At 59.1% G+C, this 15,728-nt stretch carries 12 protein-coding genes; 9 read left to right on the forward strand and 3 right to left on the reverse strand.

Going from position 1 to position 15,728, the window contains the following annotated elements; all coding sequences use genetic code 11:
• The first annotated feature begins 41 nt into the window (after positions 1-41).
• The 7 genes from ACN0WW_RS05125 (at position 42) to ACN0WW_RS05155 (ending at position 11,378) form a co-directional block, all read left to right on the forward strand.
• A complete protein-coding gene (locus ACN0WW_RS05125) occupies positions 42-2,150 on the forward strand; it encodes a hypothetical protein (RefSeq protein WP_417610074.1) in 2,109 nt (702 codons plus the stop codon).
• Between the two features lie 3 nt (positions 2,151-2,153).
• A complete protein-coding gene (locus tag ACN0WW_RS05130) occupies positions 2,154-2,891 on the forward strand; it encodes a DUF3142 domain-containing protein (RefSeq protein ID WP_417610076.1) in 738 nt (245 codons plus the stop codon).
• A gap of 104 nt (positions 2,892-2,995) precedes the next feature.
• Complete coding sequence (locus tag ACN0WW_RS05135; RefSeq protein WP_417610078.1) at positions 2,996-3,778, forward strand: outer membrane protein assembly factor BamD; 783 nt, start codon at positions 2,996-2,998, stop codon at positions 3,776-3,778.
• A gap of 56 nt (positions 3,779-3,834) precedes the next feature.
• Positions 3,835-5,499 carry a DNA repair protein RecN gene (recN, locus tag ACN0WW_RS05140; protein WP_417610080.1) on the forward strand — a complete coding sequence of 555 codons (1,665 nt, stop codon included), beginning with the start codon at positions 3,835-3,837 and terminating at the stop codon, positions 5,497-5,499.
• Positions 5,499-6,050 (forward strand): hypothetical protein, encoded by a 552-nt coding sequence (locus tag ACN0WW_RS05145; protein WP_417610082.1) that lies wholly within the window; start codon positions 5,499-5,501, stop codon positions 6,048-6,050. The genes recN and ACN0WW_RS05145 overlap by 1 nt, the downstream gene beginning before the upstream one ends.
• The gene (ligA, locus tag ACN0WW_RS05150; protein WP_417610084.1) at positions 6,043-8,421 is read left to right on the forward strand and encodes an NAD-dependent DNA ligase LigA; all 2,379 of its coding nucleotides are present in this window, start codon (positions 6,043-6,045) and stop codon (positions 8,419-8,421) included. Before ACN0WW_RS05145 ends, ligA begins: the two co-directional genes overlap by 8 nt.
• A gap of 47 nt (positions 8,422-8,468) precedes the next feature.
• Complete coding sequence (locus tag ACN0WW_RS05155; protein WP_417610086.1) at positions 8,469-11,378, forward strand: CHAT domain-containing protein; 2,910 nt, start codon at positions 8,469-8,471, stop codon at positions 11,376-11,378.
• A 28-nt stretch (positions 11,379-11,406) separates the two neighbouring features.
• Here the strand turns inward: ACN0WW_RS05155 and ACN0WW_RS05160 are convergent, their stop codons facing one another.
• Positions 11,407-12,261 carry a sterol desaturase family protein gene (locus tag ACN0WW_RS05160; protein WP_417610088.1) on the reverse strand — a complete coding sequence of 285 codons (855 nt, stop codon included), beginning with the start codon at positions 12,259-12,261 and terminating at the stop codon, positions 11,407-11,409.
• 90 nt (positions 12,262-12,351) lie between these two features.
• Here ACN0WW_RS05160 and ACN0WW_RS05165 point away from each other — a divergent pair, with 90 nt between their 5' ends.
• The gene (locus ACN0WW_RS05165) at positions 12,352-13,014 is read left to right on the forward strand and encodes a Crp/Fnr family transcriptional regulator (RefSeq protein WP_417610090.1); all 663 of its coding nucleotides are present in this window, start codon (positions 12,352-12,354) and stop codon (positions 13,012-13,014) included.
• A 4-nt stretch (positions 13,015-13,018) separates the two neighbouring features.
• On the opposite strand, the gene ACN0WW_RS05170 is transcribed toward ACN0WW_RS05165, so the two are convergent.
• A complete protein-coding gene (locus tag ACN0WW_RS05170) occupies positions 13,019-13,735 on the reverse strand; it encodes a TIGR02117 family protein (protein ID WP_417610092.1) in 717 nt (238 codons plus the stop codon).
• Between ACN0WW_RS05170 and phhA the strand changes: the two genes are divergently transcribed.
• Entirely contained in the window at positions 13,734-14,648 is a 915-nt protein-coding gene (gene phhA, locus ACN0WW_RS05175) for a phenylalanine 4-monooxygenase (RefSeq protein ID WP_417610094.1), read from the forward strand. The genes ACN0WW_RS05170 and phhA overlap by 2 nt on opposite strands.
• 86 nt (positions 14,649-14,734) lie before the next feature.
• On the opposite strand, the gene ACN0WW_RS05180 is transcribed toward phhA, so the two are convergent.
• Complete coding sequence (locus ACN0WW_RS05180) at positions 14,735-15,718, reverse strand: 50S ribosomal protein L11 methyltransferase (RefSeq protein ID WP_417610096.1); 984 nt, start codon at positions 15,716-15,718, stop codon at positions 14,735-14,737.
• Between the last annotated feature and the right edge of the window lie 10 nt (positions 15,719-15,728).

The following is a 15,728-nucleotide window of genomic DNA, read 5'->3' on the forward strand; positions in this document are numbered from 1 at the left end:
GCTATTCGGGGCAATAGTTTAATGGAATGAGGGACCATGAGATGAGGTTGATTCGGATATTCAGTATCGGGCTGATGATCTGGGCAACGACCGGGGTGCCTGCGCAGGCCAGTTCGGATTATTTCCACCAACGACCCTGGGCATGGGACGGCCGGCAACTCTCACCGGGCAACAACTTGGCCATGTTGCAACCCGGCAATGATACCAGAGTCAATTTGCTGCTTCTGCTGCAGGACGACCGGCGAGCCAGCGCGGCCGACGGTGAAGGAAAAGTCTTCTTCGAATGGCCGGAGCTCAGCAATTCCCTATATCCCGCTCCAGCCGATTCTGAATCAGACAGTCGGTACTCGCATTCCCGCTGCCAGACCGTCGACACTGGCCGCGATGCCTTTGTGCAGGCGGTTGGCGCTGTGAAGAAAATGGCGAAGATGGAACGCGATCTGCTGATTTCGGTCCGTCGCTCGCTGTCGCCGGATTGCGAAGATCCCGCCGCAACAGCCGGAGGCGTTGCCCGACTGTCGGCGCTGCGCACCCAGACAGGGCGGGATTTCGGGGTCTATCTGACCAGCGCGCTGGCCTTTTACAACGGCGATTTTGACACGGCGACCAAAGGATTCAGTTCGCTCGTGCAGGCCGAAGATGATTGGCTGAAAGAGACGTCGCTATACATGATCGCGCGTTCCGAGCTCAATCGGTCGCAGGTTCGCGCTTTTGACGACTATGGATATTTTGACGGAAAGACCGCGGTGGATAAGGGCGCGATCCGTAACGCCGAACGCGGTTTCAAGCTTTACCGGAAGATTTACCCCAAAGGATCCTATCAGCAATCGGCCAAGGGATTGCTCCGCAGGGTCTACTGGCTCGCCGGCGATATCGGGAAGCTCTCGGCGGAATATGGAGATGTTCTGAGCAGGCCGGGCACGACCGGATTGCAACTTCCCACGCTCATTCAGGAGGTGGACGATAAATTGCTCCCGAACTTGTCGACGGGCAGCATCGCAAATGATCCGGAGCTTCTGGCGATGGCCGCTCTCTATGAGATGCGGAAACCCTATGATCCCTACGGTGAGGAAAAGCCAAAACCGGCGATCCGCCGCAGTCAAATAGAGGCCATGCGCGATTCGCTGGCCAGCCGTCCCGGCCTGTTTGAATATCTGCTGGCTGCTCATGCATTTTACGTCGCAAATGATCCAAAGATGGTGCTGGCAACGATCCGGGATGACGCCAGACAGCCGAGTTATGGCTATCTGGATTTCAGTCGGCAGATGTTGCGCGGACGGGCTCTGGAGGCGGTCGGCGATCGCAATGCCCGCGGCTTCTGGCAGCAGCTTCTGACCGGCGCAGAAAGCGGTTATCAGCGCGGTCTCGTCGAATTTGCCTTGGCGAGGAATTTGGAGCGGAGCGATTCGGTTGCCGATGTTTTTGCTGCGAACTCTCTTGTCCAAACGCCGGTATTGCGGGAAATATTGCTGCAATATTCGGCGGGACCGGCCCTGCTGCGCAGGGAGGCGAAGGACGCTAGGGCGGTCAAGAGAGAGCGTGATCTGGCTTTATATGTATTGCTGTACCGGGAATTGACGCATCGGGATTATTCGGCCTTTCTGGATGACCTCAAACTGGTCCCGACCAATGCAAAGCTGGCCGAGCCGTTCTACAATCTGAGCACCGAAAACAATTACGGCTATGAAGTCGAGCCAAGACCTGTGCCGCTGGGACTGTTCACCAAATTTGATGAAACGACGGCATTTGGTTGCCCCCGGCTGAAGCAGACGGTTCAGACCCTGGCATCCAGCCCGAATGATCCGCGTGCCCAGCTGTGCCTGGGGGATTATTTGCGCATGGCCGGTTTTGACGACTACTGGCTCGACGAGCAGCCGGATGCCGACAGTCTGGGCGGCCAAAAGCAGGGGTTTCCCGGATCAAAATTCTCACGATTGGAAGCCTATAAACGGATCATTGCTGATCGACGTTCCAATCCGGAAAACCGCGCCTATGCTCTCTATCGGGCGGTATGGTGCTATGGCCCTGCCGGCAGAAACAGCTGTGGCGGCGAGGAGGTTGATCAGGATCAGCGTGCGGCCTGGTTCCGCGAACTGAAAACGCGATATCGTTCTTCGCAATGGGCGCAAAAGCTCAAATTCTACTGGTAGTCCTTGGCTCGTTTGCTATTTCTGGCATTCGCCGTCCTGTTTGTGGGCGGATGTGACCGCTCCGCGATGCCAGAGGCGCAAACGGTAGTTGCCGAAAATTATGATTCCTTCTGGCTATGGGCCGGGGTCAAGCCGCAGCCCGTGCTGGATCGGGCACAGTCGATCTATATTTTGGCCGGAGAAGTCAGGGCAGGCGACCCCGGCCGATTTCGCCAGCTCAGGCCGGCCACGCCCGATGTTTCTGTGGACGAGCTGTGGCTGGTGGTGCGCGTTGAAACGCTCGATTGGTCGCCAGCAATCGCCGACGAAATCCTTAAACTGGCGGAAAAATGGGACAGGCGGGATCGGCCGCTGACCGGCGTCCAGATCGATTTTGACGCGCGCACCAATGGTTTGGAAGGTTACGCTGCATTTTTGCGGTCTTTTCGAAATATTCTGCCTGACCGCTTCAAGCTCTCGATTACCGGTTTGCTTGACTGGAGTGCCAATGGGGACCCCTCGGACTTGTCCGCGCTGGCTGATGTCGCTGATGAGGCGGTTTTCCAGACCTATCAGGGGCGCGCGACGATCCCCGGATATGAACAGTGGCTCGGACGACTGCGCGACCTGCCGATGCCATTTCGCCTCGGTCTGGTCCAAGGCGGTCAGTGGCAAGCACCCGATCATTTGGATGACATGCCAAATTTTCGCGGTTTTGTGGTTTTTCTGGTAAATCCGTCGCGCGTGGGAGCCGCGGATTAATGTCTGGTAAAGCTGCAACAGAACAGGAAGGAGCGATCTGGTTCAGCGGCTTTTTTTGCTTTATTCTTGGCTGGACGAAAACAAGCGGTTAAGAGGTTTCCCATATGAAAAAACACATGATGAAATGGGCTGTAATCGGCCTCTCCGCGACGATGCTTTCCGGTTGTGCAATGTTCGGTGGCGGCAGCGGAGGTGGTACTGATACCCGCTACGTCGCGCGGGATGTCGACACGCTGTACAACGCAGCAAAAGACCGGCTGGATCGCGGCCAGTACAAGATTGCTGCCGCGCTGTTTGATGAAGTCGAGCGCCAGCATCCCTATTCTCCCTGGGCCCGCCGCGCACAGCAAATGAGCGCGTTCAGCTATTATCTTGCCGGCGATTACAACAAGGCGACAGAATCAGCGCGCCGTTTTCTGTCGATCCATCCGGGTAACAAGGATGCGCCTTATGCCTATTATCTGATCGCGCTCTGCTATTACGAGCAGATCAGCGATGTTACGCGTGACCAGAAGATCACCGAACAGGCGCTTGCTGCGCTCGGTGAGGTTGCTCGCCGCTACCCGAATTCGCGCTATGCTGCCGATGCGAAGCTGAAAATGGATCTGGTCAACGACCACCTGGCCGGCAAGGAAATGGAAATCGGTCGTTTTTATCAGCGGCGCGGCAAATGGCTGGCCGCCACCATCCGCTTCCGGACGGTGATCGATAAATATCAGACAACGACCCATACCCCGGAAGCGCTGATGCGGCTGACCGAATCCTACCTTGCTCTGGGCATTCCGGTGGAAGCGAAGAAGACCGCTGCCGTGCTGGGCGCCAACTATCCGGGTACCAAATGGTACGAGCGTGCTTATGAGCTGGTCAACAAACACGGCGCGACCTAGCATTCCATCTGCTGCAATGCGTTGCAGCTAGGATAAACGTGTTTTAAGAGGGTGCTGTGCTGCAGTCCCTTTCCATCCGCGATATCGTATTGATTGAGGCGCTCGATCTCGAGTTCGGGGCGGGCCTGACCGTGCTGACCGGCGAGACCGGCGCCGGCAAATCGATCCTGCTCGACAGTCTTGGACTGGCGCTGGGTAATCGGGCGGATAGCGGACTGGTCCGGCAAGGCATGGAAAAGGCCCAGGTTACCGCAAGTTTTGCGCCTCCGGTAGCGGGCGGCAAGCTGGCTGATATGTTGGCAGAAAATGATATTGAAATCGAACCCGGCGAACCGTTGATCATCAAGCGGTCGGTCAAGGCCGATGGCGGCAGCCGCGCGTTCATCAATGACCAGCCCTGCTCGGCGACGTTGCTGCGCGCGATCGGCAGTCAGCTGATCGAAATCCACGGTCAGCACGATGATCGCGGTCTGATCAACCCCAAGGGGCACCGGGCGCTGCTTGATACGTTCGCCGGTGTTGACGGCAAAGCTGTGCGCGAGGCGTTTGAGGCCTGGCAGGACGCGAAGATCGCGCTGGAACAGGCCAGAGAGGATCAGGACGCGGCGGAGCGGGATCGTGAATATCTCGAGCATAGCGTTGCCGAACTGTCCAAATTTGCGCCGCAACCGGGCGAGGAACAGGAATTGGCGCTGGAGCGCGCGACGATGATGCAGGGGGAGAAGCTGACCGGCGATCTCGAATCCATTCGGTCGGCTTTTGATGGCTCGGATGGCGGTCTGGCCTCGCTCAGGGCGGCGGCGCGGCGGCTTGACCGGATTGCCGAGGATCATCCGTTGCTCAAGGAAGCGCTGGAGGCGCTGGACCGCGCGATTATCGACGCTACCGATGCCGAGGACAAGCTCAACGAAGCGGCGGCTGCGCTGAGCTTTGACCCGCAGCGGCTCGACGATATGGAGACCCGGCTGTTTGATCTGAGGGGGCTGGCGCGCAAGCATCGGGTGGAGCCGGACCAGCTGTCCAATCTGCTGGATGAGCTGCAGGCAAAGCTGACGGCGATCAGCGATGGCGGCAAGACGATGGAAGAATTGGAAGCATCTTTGCTCCGTTCGAAAACTGCTTATGTGGCGGCCGCCGAAAAGCTGAGGGCGCAGCGGACCAAGGCGGCGAAGGCCTTGGACAAGGCGGTGGCAGGGGAGCTGGCACCGCTGAAGCTGGACGCGGCGCGGTTTGAGACTTTGCTTGAAGAATTGCCTGAAGAGCATTGGAATAAAAGCGGAATGGACCGCATCGAGTTTCTGATTGCGACCAACCCGGGAGCGCCGCTGGCACCGCTCGGCAAGATTGCGTCCGGTGGTGAGCTTTCGCGGTTCATTCTGGCCCTGAAAGTTGCATTGGCGGAAGAATATGGGCTGAAATCGATCATTTTTGACGAAGTCGACCGCGGCGTCGGCGGTGCTGTCGCCTCGGCGATCGGCGACCGCCTGTCGCGCCTGTCGAAAGGCGCGCAACTGCTGGTCGTCACCCACAGCCCGCAGGTCGCCTCCAAGGGCGATGCCCATATGCTGATCAACAAGTCGCTCAGCGGCACCGTATCGCGCACCGATGTGCGGGCGCTGGACGACGAAGGCCGGCGGCAGGAGATTGCGCGGATGCTGTCGGGCGCGGATGTGACCGATGAAGCGAGGGCGCAGGCGGACCGGTTGCTGGAGGGGGTTTGATGGATTGGGAAACTATACTGACCAGTTCTGTGGTTGCCATATTAGTTGCGTCAATTGTTGGTTTGATAGGCCATTGGATTTCAAGGAAAAATGCGACTCTAGCCGCTACAATTTCTACTGAAGACGCTAGGTTGGCCGCCTGTATCTCAAGAGAAAATTCCTCATTGGCGGCTGATATTTCCGAGCAAAATGAAAAATTGAAAGCAAGCCTTCAAGCCAACGTAAAACTCGCAGAATTTCGGCAAAACTGGATAAATGATCTCCGTAGGGACATGGCTAAAATCAACTCAATAGGTGTAACACCCTCAGCAGACCATTCGCAGAATTTGGAGTTTTATGATCTGATGGCCCGGATCCAACTGAGGATGAATCCGAAAGATGAAAATTATGAAGAATTGAATGACTGCCTTTATGATCTTTTGAACAAAAGTGCTGAGGAAAAATATGGCGCCTCTCCTAATTTCATTCGCGTCTCACAAAAAATATTGAAGCGCGAATGGGATACTCTCAAAGCCGAGATTGAATCTGTGTCATCATCAGAAAATGACTAGCGACATTCCCTCCGAAGCCGATGCCGCCAACGAACTGATGCGGCTCGCGCGCAAGATCGCGCATCACAACAAGCTCTATCATGCCGAGGATGCGCCGGAAATTTCCGATGCGGACTATGATGCGCTGGTGCGGCGAAACAATGAGTTGGAAGCGGCCTTTCCGCATCTGGTGCGGGAGGACAGTCCGAACAAGCTGGTCGGGGCGGCGGTGGCGGCTTCGCCTTTGTCGAAGGTCAAGCACGAGCAAAGGATGATGAGCCTCGATAACGGCTTTGCCGACGAGGATATCGCCGAATGGCTGGCGCGGGTGCGGCGGTTTTTGAATCTGGACGAGGATGCGCCGGTCGCGGTGACGGCGGAGGACAAGATTGACGGGCTGTCCTGCTCGCTGCGCTACGAGAAGGGCGAACTGGTGCTGGCGGCTACGCGCGGCGACGGGCAGGTGGGGGAGGATGTTACTGCCAATGTGCGGATGATTGGGGATATTCCGCAATCGCTCCGTTCGTCTCGAGCGAAGTCGAGAGACGATGAAGCTGGACAAGGTGTCTCGACTTCGCTCGACACGAACGGCAATTCCGCTCAAGTGCCCGATCTGTTCGAAATCCGCGGCGAGGTCTATATGGCCAAGGCGGATTTTGCGGGGCTGAACGAGCGGCTGATGGACGAGGGCAGGGCCGAGGCGGAGGCCAAGGGGGTGGCGTTCGATCCCGAAAAAATCCGGCAATTTGCCAATCCGCGCAATGCGGCTGCGGGGTCGCTGCGGCAGAAGGATGCCAATATTACGGCCAAGCGGCCGCTGAAATTCTGGGCGCATGGCTGGGGGGTGCACAGCGATCTTCCGGGCGAGACCGCGCTCGACGTGATGGAGGCGATTGCCAGCTGGGGCGTACCGGTTTCGCCGCTGGTGAAGCGGTTTGAAACGCTCGACGGCATGCTCGGCCATTATCGCCATATCGAGGCGGAGCGGGCAGAGATGCCCTATGATATCGACGGCGTGGTCTACAAGGTCGACCGGCTCGACTGGCAGCAGCGGCTCGGTTTTGTCGCCAAGGCGCCGCGCTGGGCGATTGCGCATAAATTCCCGGCGGAGCAGGCGCAGACCACGCTGGAGAGTATCGATATCCAGGTCGGGCGTACCGGCAAGCTGACGCCGGTCGGGCGGCTGAAACCGGTGACCGTAGGCGGCGTCGTGGTGTCCAATGTGACGCTGCACAATCGCGACGAGATTGGCCGCCTCGGCGTGCGGCCCGGCGACCGGGTGGTGATCCAGCGAGCGGGCGACGTGATTCCGCAGGTCGTCGAAAATCTGACACGTGATGAAAAGCGCGAGCCTTATCATTTCCCCGATCATTGCCCGATCTGCGACAGCGAAGCCGTGGCCGAGGAAGGTGAGGTCGATGTTCGCTGTACCGGCGGGCTGATCTGCCCGGCACAGCGCTTTCAGCGGCTGGCCCATTTTGTCTCGCGCGCGGCGCTGGATATCGACGGCCTGGGTGAGAAGAGTATCGCCGAATTTATCGAGGCGGGTCTGATCGAGAGTCCAGCGGATATTTTCCGCCTGCGCAAGCATCGCGCGGAGATTCTGGCGCGCGAAGGGTGGCAGGACAAGTCTGTGGATAATTTGTTGGCGGCTGTGGAAAAGAAGCGGCAGCCCGATGCAGCGCGGCTGCTGTTCGGGCTGGGCATAAGGCATATTGGCACGGTGACGGCGAAGGATTTGCTGAAGAATTTTACGACCTTGAAGCGCTTGCGTGAAGTTGCCGAATTGGCCCAGGAATCCGGAATATACCGCTCGTCTCGAGCGCAGTCGAGAGACGGGCAGGGGAAGGACGGTGTCTCGACTTCGCTCGACACGAACGGAGAGAAGACAACCGCTACAACCGCTGTCTCGACTTCGCTCAAGACGAACGGAGAGGGGGATGACACTGGAGGGGAGGGTACTGCGCTCGAAACGACAGGGACAGAAGCCGGTGATGCCGCCTGGGCGGAGATTGTCTCTATCGACGGGGTCGGCCCCACCGTGGCGCAGGCGCTGGCGGATTTTTTCCACGAACCGCATAATCGCGAAGTCTGGGAGGACTTGCTCAGCGAGGTTTCTCCGCCGGACTATATCGTCGAAACCCGCGAAAGCGCAGTGAGCGGCAAGACCATCGTCTTTACCGGCAAGCTTGAAACCATGAGCCGCGACGAAGCCAAGGCGCAGGCCGAGGCGCTGGGGGCCAAGGCTTCCGGTTCGGTGAGCGCGAAGACCGATCTGGTGGTAGCCGGACCGGGTGCGGGATCGAAGGCGAAGAAAGCGGCAGAGCTTGGGATCGAAGTCATCGACGAAGCCGCCTGGGCAGAGATCGTGCAGGCAGCGGGATCGGATTGACAGGCCGGGGCCGCGGTGTAGATTGTTGTTCAGGAGAGGAAAATATCTTGGTTTCTAAACTAGGCATCATGGTCAAAAGACCGGTCTTGGCCTCTTTGTTTCTCGGCCTGTCGAACTTTGGAGGGATTGCATCTCCGGTATCGGCCCAGGATTCCGATCCATCATCAGCGACCGCTCCAGCGTCATTTGAGCAGCGGATCGATGCCGAAGAAAAAGCCGATGCGTCGGTGGATCCTGCTGCTTCTCTGGCGCTCCGCCAGCAAATGCTTGAAGACGCGGTGGCACTGGTGCCACCCGATCCGCGATCGGTCGGCCGCATCCACCAATTAATCGGCCAGGCCTATTTCCATCTTGGCGATGTCGACCAGGCCTTTGCTGCCTTCCAGTCGGCGGAAAAGGCCCTTGCCGAAGCCGGGGAAGAGGCGCGGCAAGATCTGATCAAGACGCGATCCGATCTTGCGGTGATTTATAATTATAAGGGCGAGCATGAAAAGGCGCGCAAAAACTTTCGGGAAGCCCTGGCGTTCTGGGAGCAGAAAGCCGCCGGTGAGCCAAATCTTGAGCTCGCAACCGCGCTGAACAATATGGCGGCCAGCGAGCTGGAACAGGGCAATCTGAGCGCTGCGCTGGAGTATAATCAGCGCGCCACCGATATGGCCTTTGCGCTGGACCCCGTGCCGCTCGACACGCCGGTATGGCTCGCCAACCGGATCGTCTATCTCTATCAGGCCGGACAGACCGATGCGGCTATCGCAGCAGGGCGGGAAGGCCTCGCCAAAATGCGGGAAATCTTGCCGCCGGACCATCCCGCGAACGGCAATATGCTCGCCAATATGGCCAGTCTGCTGTACCGGCAGGGGCGTCCCAATGATGCGCTGGAATTCGCCCGGCGCGCTTTTGAAGTACAGGAAAAGGCCGCCGGTGGGCCAACCCAGAATAGCGCTGCCATCCGGTCGATCTACGCCAGCGCGCTGATCGCAAACGGTGACTATGCCGATGCAATTACGTTTCTCGACGCGGCGCTGCCGATCCTGGTCGATCAGCTGGGGGCGGAATCCGACCGGACGCTGCTCGCCCGTACCTATCGCGCGACGGCCCTGTCGGAACTCGAGCGCTATGATGAAGCGTTGGCGGAGCAGCGCGCGATCGCCTTGATCTCCGATTCCAAGCTGCCGGAATTCCATCGCGACCGGGCCGGATCCTATATCGGGCTGGCTTCGATTGCGCTGAAAGCAGGGCGGCTTGAGATGGCCCGGGAAGCGGCTGCGCAGGCAATCGCCTTGCAATCGCAGGCGCTGGTCGCCGAACATCCCGAGCTTCTCGCGACGAAAGCCATGGCGCTCGCCATCGACAGCCGCCTGCAGCTGCGCTCGCCGGCAGAGCTGACGAGCGAAGCAAAGGCGTTGCTGATGATCATGCAGCGCAATCTGGGCCTCTCGCAAAATGGTGCGATCGGGCAGCGAGAGCGGAAGGCCTTTGCCTATCTCGCCGAGGTTTTGCTACGCGCCGGCGAAGATCTGGAGACCAGTTTTCTGGCGCTGCAATATGTCGCCTTCAGCAGGCTGGATTCGATCCCGCAGGCCGATATGTCGACCGATGGCCTTGATCAACCGGATGCTGATCTGCTGCGTCAATATGCTGAACTGCGATCCGAGCGTACTGCTCTGCTCGACGCCGCGAGCGGCCGTATCGCAAATGTAAAAGCCGAATTTTCGCTGGCCGATGACGTCGCTGCGGTTGCCGCAATTGATCGTAAAATGGCGGCGGCGGAACAGCAGATAAAGGCCGCCGGGCTCACGAAATATCTGCCGGTTCAGACATTCCAGCCGCTGGCGTTTGCGGATGTGAATGCGGCCCTGACCGACAGCGCAGCGGTGCTGATGGCTACGGAACTCAATGACCAGGTCGCGGTCTTCTATATCGACGCCGACCAAAAGACCGGCGTGCTCTCGGACCTTTCGGCGCGGGATACGAAGAATTATGTCGATCGCATCCGGGCGTCCGTCGATCCGCTGACCGCTGCCGAGACTGCGTTTGACGAGGAGGCAGCGCAAAAATTATATCAGGGTCTGCTGGGCGCTTTGCCGTCCGGCATATTGGACGGACGGTCGGAACTATATTATGTCGCCAACGGCGCGCTGGATGCTCTGCCATTCTCCCTGTTATCGGCGCAAGAAACCGGGCCTGATGGTCAGGCCAGCGCACGTTTTCTGATCGACAAGATCGGTCTGGCGCAGCTTCCCTCGATCCAGTTCCTGAAACGGGCCGGCGGCAGCGAGGCGCTCGGCGATGTCGGACTGTTTCTCGGGATCGGCGCGGCATCCGGCGGCAATGGTGACTATCAGACACTGGCGTCGCGCTCCGCGAGCGACGCGCGCGTCGTTGCGGACTTGCCGGCATTGCCCGCCAGTGAGAAGGAGCTGCGCGATCTCGCCGCCATCATCGATGGCAAGAAAACCGCGCTGTTGCTGGGGCCGGATGCGACGGAGACCGCTATTGCCGCGACGGTGGTGCCGCGGCAATCGATCATTGCCTTTGCAACCCACGGCCTCGTCTCCGGCGAGCTGGAAGGGCTGAAGGAACCGGCGCTGCTGGTCGCTCCCGATGATCAGTCCGATGGGCTATTGACCGTTTCCGAGATTGCGAAATTGTCGCTGCCCGCCGAATGGGTGATCCTGTCGGCCTGCAATAGCGCGGCATCGATCGGTCCGGATGATCCGGGACTGTCCGGTCTCGCCGAAGCGTTCATGCGGGCAGGGGGACGCCATATTTTGGCGACTCACTGGATCGTGCAAGACGATATCGCCAGCATGCTGACGCTCGAGACATTGAAATATGCGGGCGAAGGCTTGTCCGCGCCGCAAGCCTTGCAGCGCGCGATTGCAAGCGTTCGTGCGCAGTCAGACGGCAAGCTTCATCCGGCATTCTGGGCACCGTTCATGGTGATAGGCCGCTAAATACGTTCGAAGTGATGCGGGTCTGGACCTAGATATTGGCCGCTCTCTCCATGGCTGCCAGTTCCGCGACCCCATGTCCGCCTTCCTTGTTCTCCGGGAAGATCGGCCAGGCCAGCTGTTGGCCCAAGGTGGCGGGAGCGAGATTTTCGACGCCGTAGCTGTCGGGATAGCGCCGGGTGATATGGGCGGTGCCGAACAGCACGTCCCAGAAGAAAAGCAGATTGCCGAAATTGCCCTTATAATGGGTCACGCCGTCGCTCTTGTGGCGGCCGTGATGGGCGTGGTGGGTAGACGGGGTCGAGATGGTCCGCTCGACCACCCACATGACCGGCGAGAGCCATTTGATCTTGTACAACGGCGCGTCCCAGGCGACATCGCTGTGCGCGCCGACGATCACGGCCATCTTGACGATGATATAGCCGACATAGACCCAGCCAAGGCCGAGATAGATCAGCGCGCCGGAGAACCAGATGCTCGGCATGGTCAGATAATAGAAGATATTGTTCCGGTAGACGAGGCGGACGCTCATGTAGCGGGCATTGTGGTGCGAGCGGTGCAGGTTGTAGAGAAAGGGCACGCCGTGTGACAGCCGGTGCCACCAATATTGCATCATGTCGTCTAGCACCAGGAACAGTGCGATCGCGGCGATCAGCGGAATATGGGAGAGCACGCCGGACCATTGTGGCGCTGCTGCCCCGAGAATATACTGGACCGCCAATATGATGGCGGGCTGAGTGATGACCAGCACCACGAACGAGCCGATAATTTCGACGAGAGCGTCGTCGCGCGTCTGTTCGGGCTTGTTGAACAGCCGGGTGCGCAAAAATTCGAGCATTCCGAAGAAGAGGAAAATTCCTGTGATTGCCAAAAGTTCAGGTCGCATGATGTTTCTCCCGGAGACTTGATTCTGGCGACTCGATAGCCCACAGAGCCGGGTAGAAATGCAAAGATGTTTTCAATTGGGATAATATTGATGGATGAACCTTCACTGGCAGGAACCGGCTTCATCAAGGCGCTGCCAGCGGCGGTTCGCGATGATCTGCTGGCGAGCGGCCAGCCGCGCACGTTCGGCAAGGGCCAGATTATCCAGCAGCGCGGCGATCCGGCCAACGAATTCTGGTATGTGGAGAGCGGCTCGGTGCAGGTTGGACGCTATGGCATCGGGGGCCGGTTGTTGCTGCTGGCGCTGCTCGGGCCGGGCGATACGTTCGGTGAACTGGCCTTCATGGGCGAATTTCCGCGCACCGTGGACTCGATTGCCGGCAGCGATTGCACGCTGATCCGGATTGGCAACACAGAGCTGCAGAGTCTGATGATGTCCGATCCGGCGATCACGCGACTGCTGCTCAAGACGATGGCGCTGACGGTGCAGGATGCGTTCAACCTGATCGAGGCCAGCCGGAACCTGTCGGTGCCGCAACGCCTGGCGCAGGCGCTGCTCCAACTGCGCGGTGATCAGCAGGAGGGCGCAACGATAAGCGTGACCCAGCAGGACCTGGCCGATCTGGTTGGTGTGTCGCGCGTGTCGCTGGGCAAGGCGCTGACGAAATTGCAGGCTTCGGGGCTGATCGAGCCGGGATATGGGGCAGTGAGGATCCCGGACGGAGCGGCTCTGGAGAAATTTGTGGCGGTTTAGGCTGTCATTGCGCGGAGTCCGGAAACCAGCGCATCACGCCGCCCTGAAACGGCGTCCACAGGCCGGTGCGGATACCGGCCTGCCGCAGCACGTCGCTGGTCCAGTTGTTGCAGGTATGGAGGGCGCTGTAGTGGCCGCGCGATCGGTAGAACAGGTCATATTGGCCATAACCGGGTGACGCTTGGGCGCGACCATCATCGTCGAGCACGAACCTCGCCTCGATCGCTGCCGCGATTTTTCGATATTCTGCTTCGCTGACTTTCAGCCGGCGGCGATATGGGGGATAAGCCTGTGGATATCGCAGGTGATCGACGTGGATAAGCACATCGTCGCTGCCAAACACGGCGCTGAACGCGTCGCTCGCGCGCAGATCCTTCCAATAGCGGGCGTTGCGATACACGCCTTCATGGCCCCAGCCGACCAGGATATGGCTGCCGTAGGCCGATGGGTTGGCGAGGTTTTCCGGTCGAATCAACGGTCGCCAGTCGTGCACATCGCTCCAGATCGGCATGATGATCCCGGTGTGCAGACCGTTGGTCTCTATATAGAGTTCGATCCCGTCGTCAGGGCTTTGCCAGTTGGGGTTGGCGGGCAAAAAACTGCCGACAAGCGCGGCGAGCAGATAGAGCGCAACAATACCGGTCACGACAAACATGGCGCGTTTCAGGTATTTAGCGACTAAAGTTGCCATTGAAACCTTTTCTGCTGTATGATGCGTCATGCTCAACAAGCCTGCACCCGAAAGCCAAACCGACCCCGAAACCCATGTCTATGACAAGCCGCCAGCGCACGCAAATGCCGACTGGACGATTGATCAGGACTGGCAGAGCTATTCAGCGGAAGACCACGAGACCTGGGATATATTGTTTGCGCGCCAGCAGAAGATGCTGCCAGGGCGAGCGGCACAGGCGTTTCTCAATGGCATCGACATATTGAAGCTGTCGCGGCCGGGTATTCCCGATTTCGCCGAGCTCAACCAGATATTGATGGATGCCACCGGCTGGCAGGTGGTGGCGGTGCCGGGACTGGTGCCGGATGATGTGTTTTTTGACCATCTCGCCAACCGGCGTTTTGTTTCCGGCAACTTCATCCGGCGCCGCGACCAGCTCGACTATCTGCAGGAGCCGGATATTTTTCACGATGTTTTCGGCCATGTGCCAATGCTCGCGGACCAGCGGTTCGGCGATTATATGGCGGCCTACGGGCGCGGCGGATTGCGTGCGCTGAAATTTGGCACGCTGAAACAGCTGGCGCGGCTTTACTGGTACACTGTCGAGTTTGGATTGATCCGGGAAGCAGAGGGCCTGCGCATCTATGGTGCCGGTATCGTCTCCAGCTATGGCGAGAGCGTCTTCGCGCTCGACGATCCGAGCCCCAACCGGATATTGTTCGATCTCGAGCGGGTGCTGCGCACCGAGTACCGGATCGACGATTATCAGCAGAATTATTTCGTCATTCCCAGCCTTGACGAGCTGCTGCGGGTGACGGTGGAGACGGATTTCAAGCCGGTCTATGACCGGATCGCCGATCTGCCCGATATCAAGATTGCCGAGATTGTCGAAGGCGATGAGGTGCTGACCAAGGGGACGCAGGACTATGCGCGGTCGCAGGCGGGGGAAGCCACGGTTGTTTGAAGGTTCGGTGCTCCGCACTTGATGCGGAACTGGTGCCGCATAACGCTCTCTTGTCGCCAGAGCTTCGCATCAGGTGCGGAGCACAATCAGCACTCCCCGAAATAATCCGAAGCCAGCGGCGATTTCTTGCGGTGCGGTTTGCGGACCCAGCCGTATTTCTTTGCCTTGACCAGAGTGAGTGATGGCCATTCATTCTCCAGCTGCGAATGTTTTAGGCGGAAGCCTTCGCGGACATAGGCGCGGACGACTTCGGCCTTTTGGCGGCTCAGCAGGCCAGCCAGCAGCAACACGGTGCCAGGCGCCGAGGCGGCGGCGATTTGCGGGGCGAGGGCGACCAGCGGGCCAGCGAGGATATTGGCGATGATCAGGTCGAATGGGGAGCGTTGCTTCAGCGCCGGGTGGTCGAGGCCGTTGCTCTGCACCAGCCGGATATGGCTGCGGCCGTTGCCCAGCGGGATAGCATTCAGCTCCGCGTTGGACTGGGTGACGGTGACCGCAATCGGGTCGATATCGCTGGCGATGATTTTCGCCTCCGGCCACAGATAGTGTGCGGCGAAAGCAAGAAGACCGGTGCCAGTGCCGACATCGGCGATATTGCGGAAACGATGGCCGGTGCGGCGCAAATGGTCGAGGCTTTGCAGACAGCCCATGGTGGTTTCATGATGACCGGTTCCAAAAGCCTGACCGGCGTCGATACAGATATTGGTCAGCTTCGGATCTTCCGCCGGCGCGTCGCTGGACGTGTGTACGTGAAAGCGCCCGGCGCGGAGCGGATCGAGACCCTGCTGGCTCAGTGTAACCCAATCCTCGTCCTGCAGCAGCTCTAACATCGGCTCCAGACCGGCGGCCTTTGCGGATGGCGATAACAATAGCAGATTGGCGAGGAGGTCCGGATCGGGCTGTTCCTGGCAATAGACTTCGATCATCCATTCGTCGGGGCGCTTGCTGTCAATTTCACTGGCCACAACCGTTGGCGTCGAATCGGCCGAACTGACGAACAGATTGTCCGCTGTCAGCGTCCGCGCTTCATCGCGAGTGCAGGGGATCGAGACTTTCCAGATTTCGGTCATCTGTCGCGCC

Origin of the sequence: Parasphingorhabdus sp. (genome assembly GCF_048269865.1) — a bacterium.
In the GTDB taxonomy this organism is placed as follows: domain Bacteria; phylum Pseudomonadota; class Alphaproteobacteria; order Sphingomonadales; family Sphingomonadaceae; genus Parasphingorhabdus.

Coding starts and splice junctions, on each gene's coding strand:
- ACN0WW_RS05125 (WP_417610074.1), top strand. CDS start 42: ATGAGGTTGATTCGGATATTCAGTATCGGGCTGATGATCTGGGCAACG.
- ACN0WW_RS05135 (WP_417610078.1), top strand. CDS start 2,996: ATGAAAAAACACATGATGAAATGGGCTGTAATCGGCCTCTCCGCGACG.
- ACN0WW_RS05145 (WP_417610082.1), top strand. CDS start 5,499: ATGGATTGGGAAACTATACTGACCAGTTCTGTGGTTGCCATATTAGTT.
- ligA (WP_417610084.1), top strand. CDS start 6,043: ATGACTAGCGACATTCCCTCCGAAGCCGATGCCGCCAACGAACTGATG.
- ACN0WW_RS05160 (WP_417610088.1), bottom strand. CDS start 12,261: ATGCGACCTGAACTTTTGGCAATCACAGGAATTTTCCTCTTCTTCGGA.
- ACN0WW_RS05165 (WP_417610090.1), top strand. CDS start 12,352: ATGGATGAACCTTCACTGGCAGGAACCGGCTTCATCAAGGCGCTGCCA.
- phhA (WP_417610094.1), top strand. CDS start 13,734: ATGCTCAACAAGCCTGCACCCGAAAGCCAAACCGACCCCGAAACCCAT.
- ACN0WW_RS05170 (WP_417610092.1), bottom strand. CDS start 13,735: ATGACGCATCATACAGCAGAAAAGGTTTCAATGGCAACTTTAGTCGCT.
- ACN0WW_RS05180 (WP_417610096.1), bottom strand. CDS start 15,718: ATGACCGAAATCTGGAAAGTCTCGATCCCCTGCACTCGCGATGAAGCG.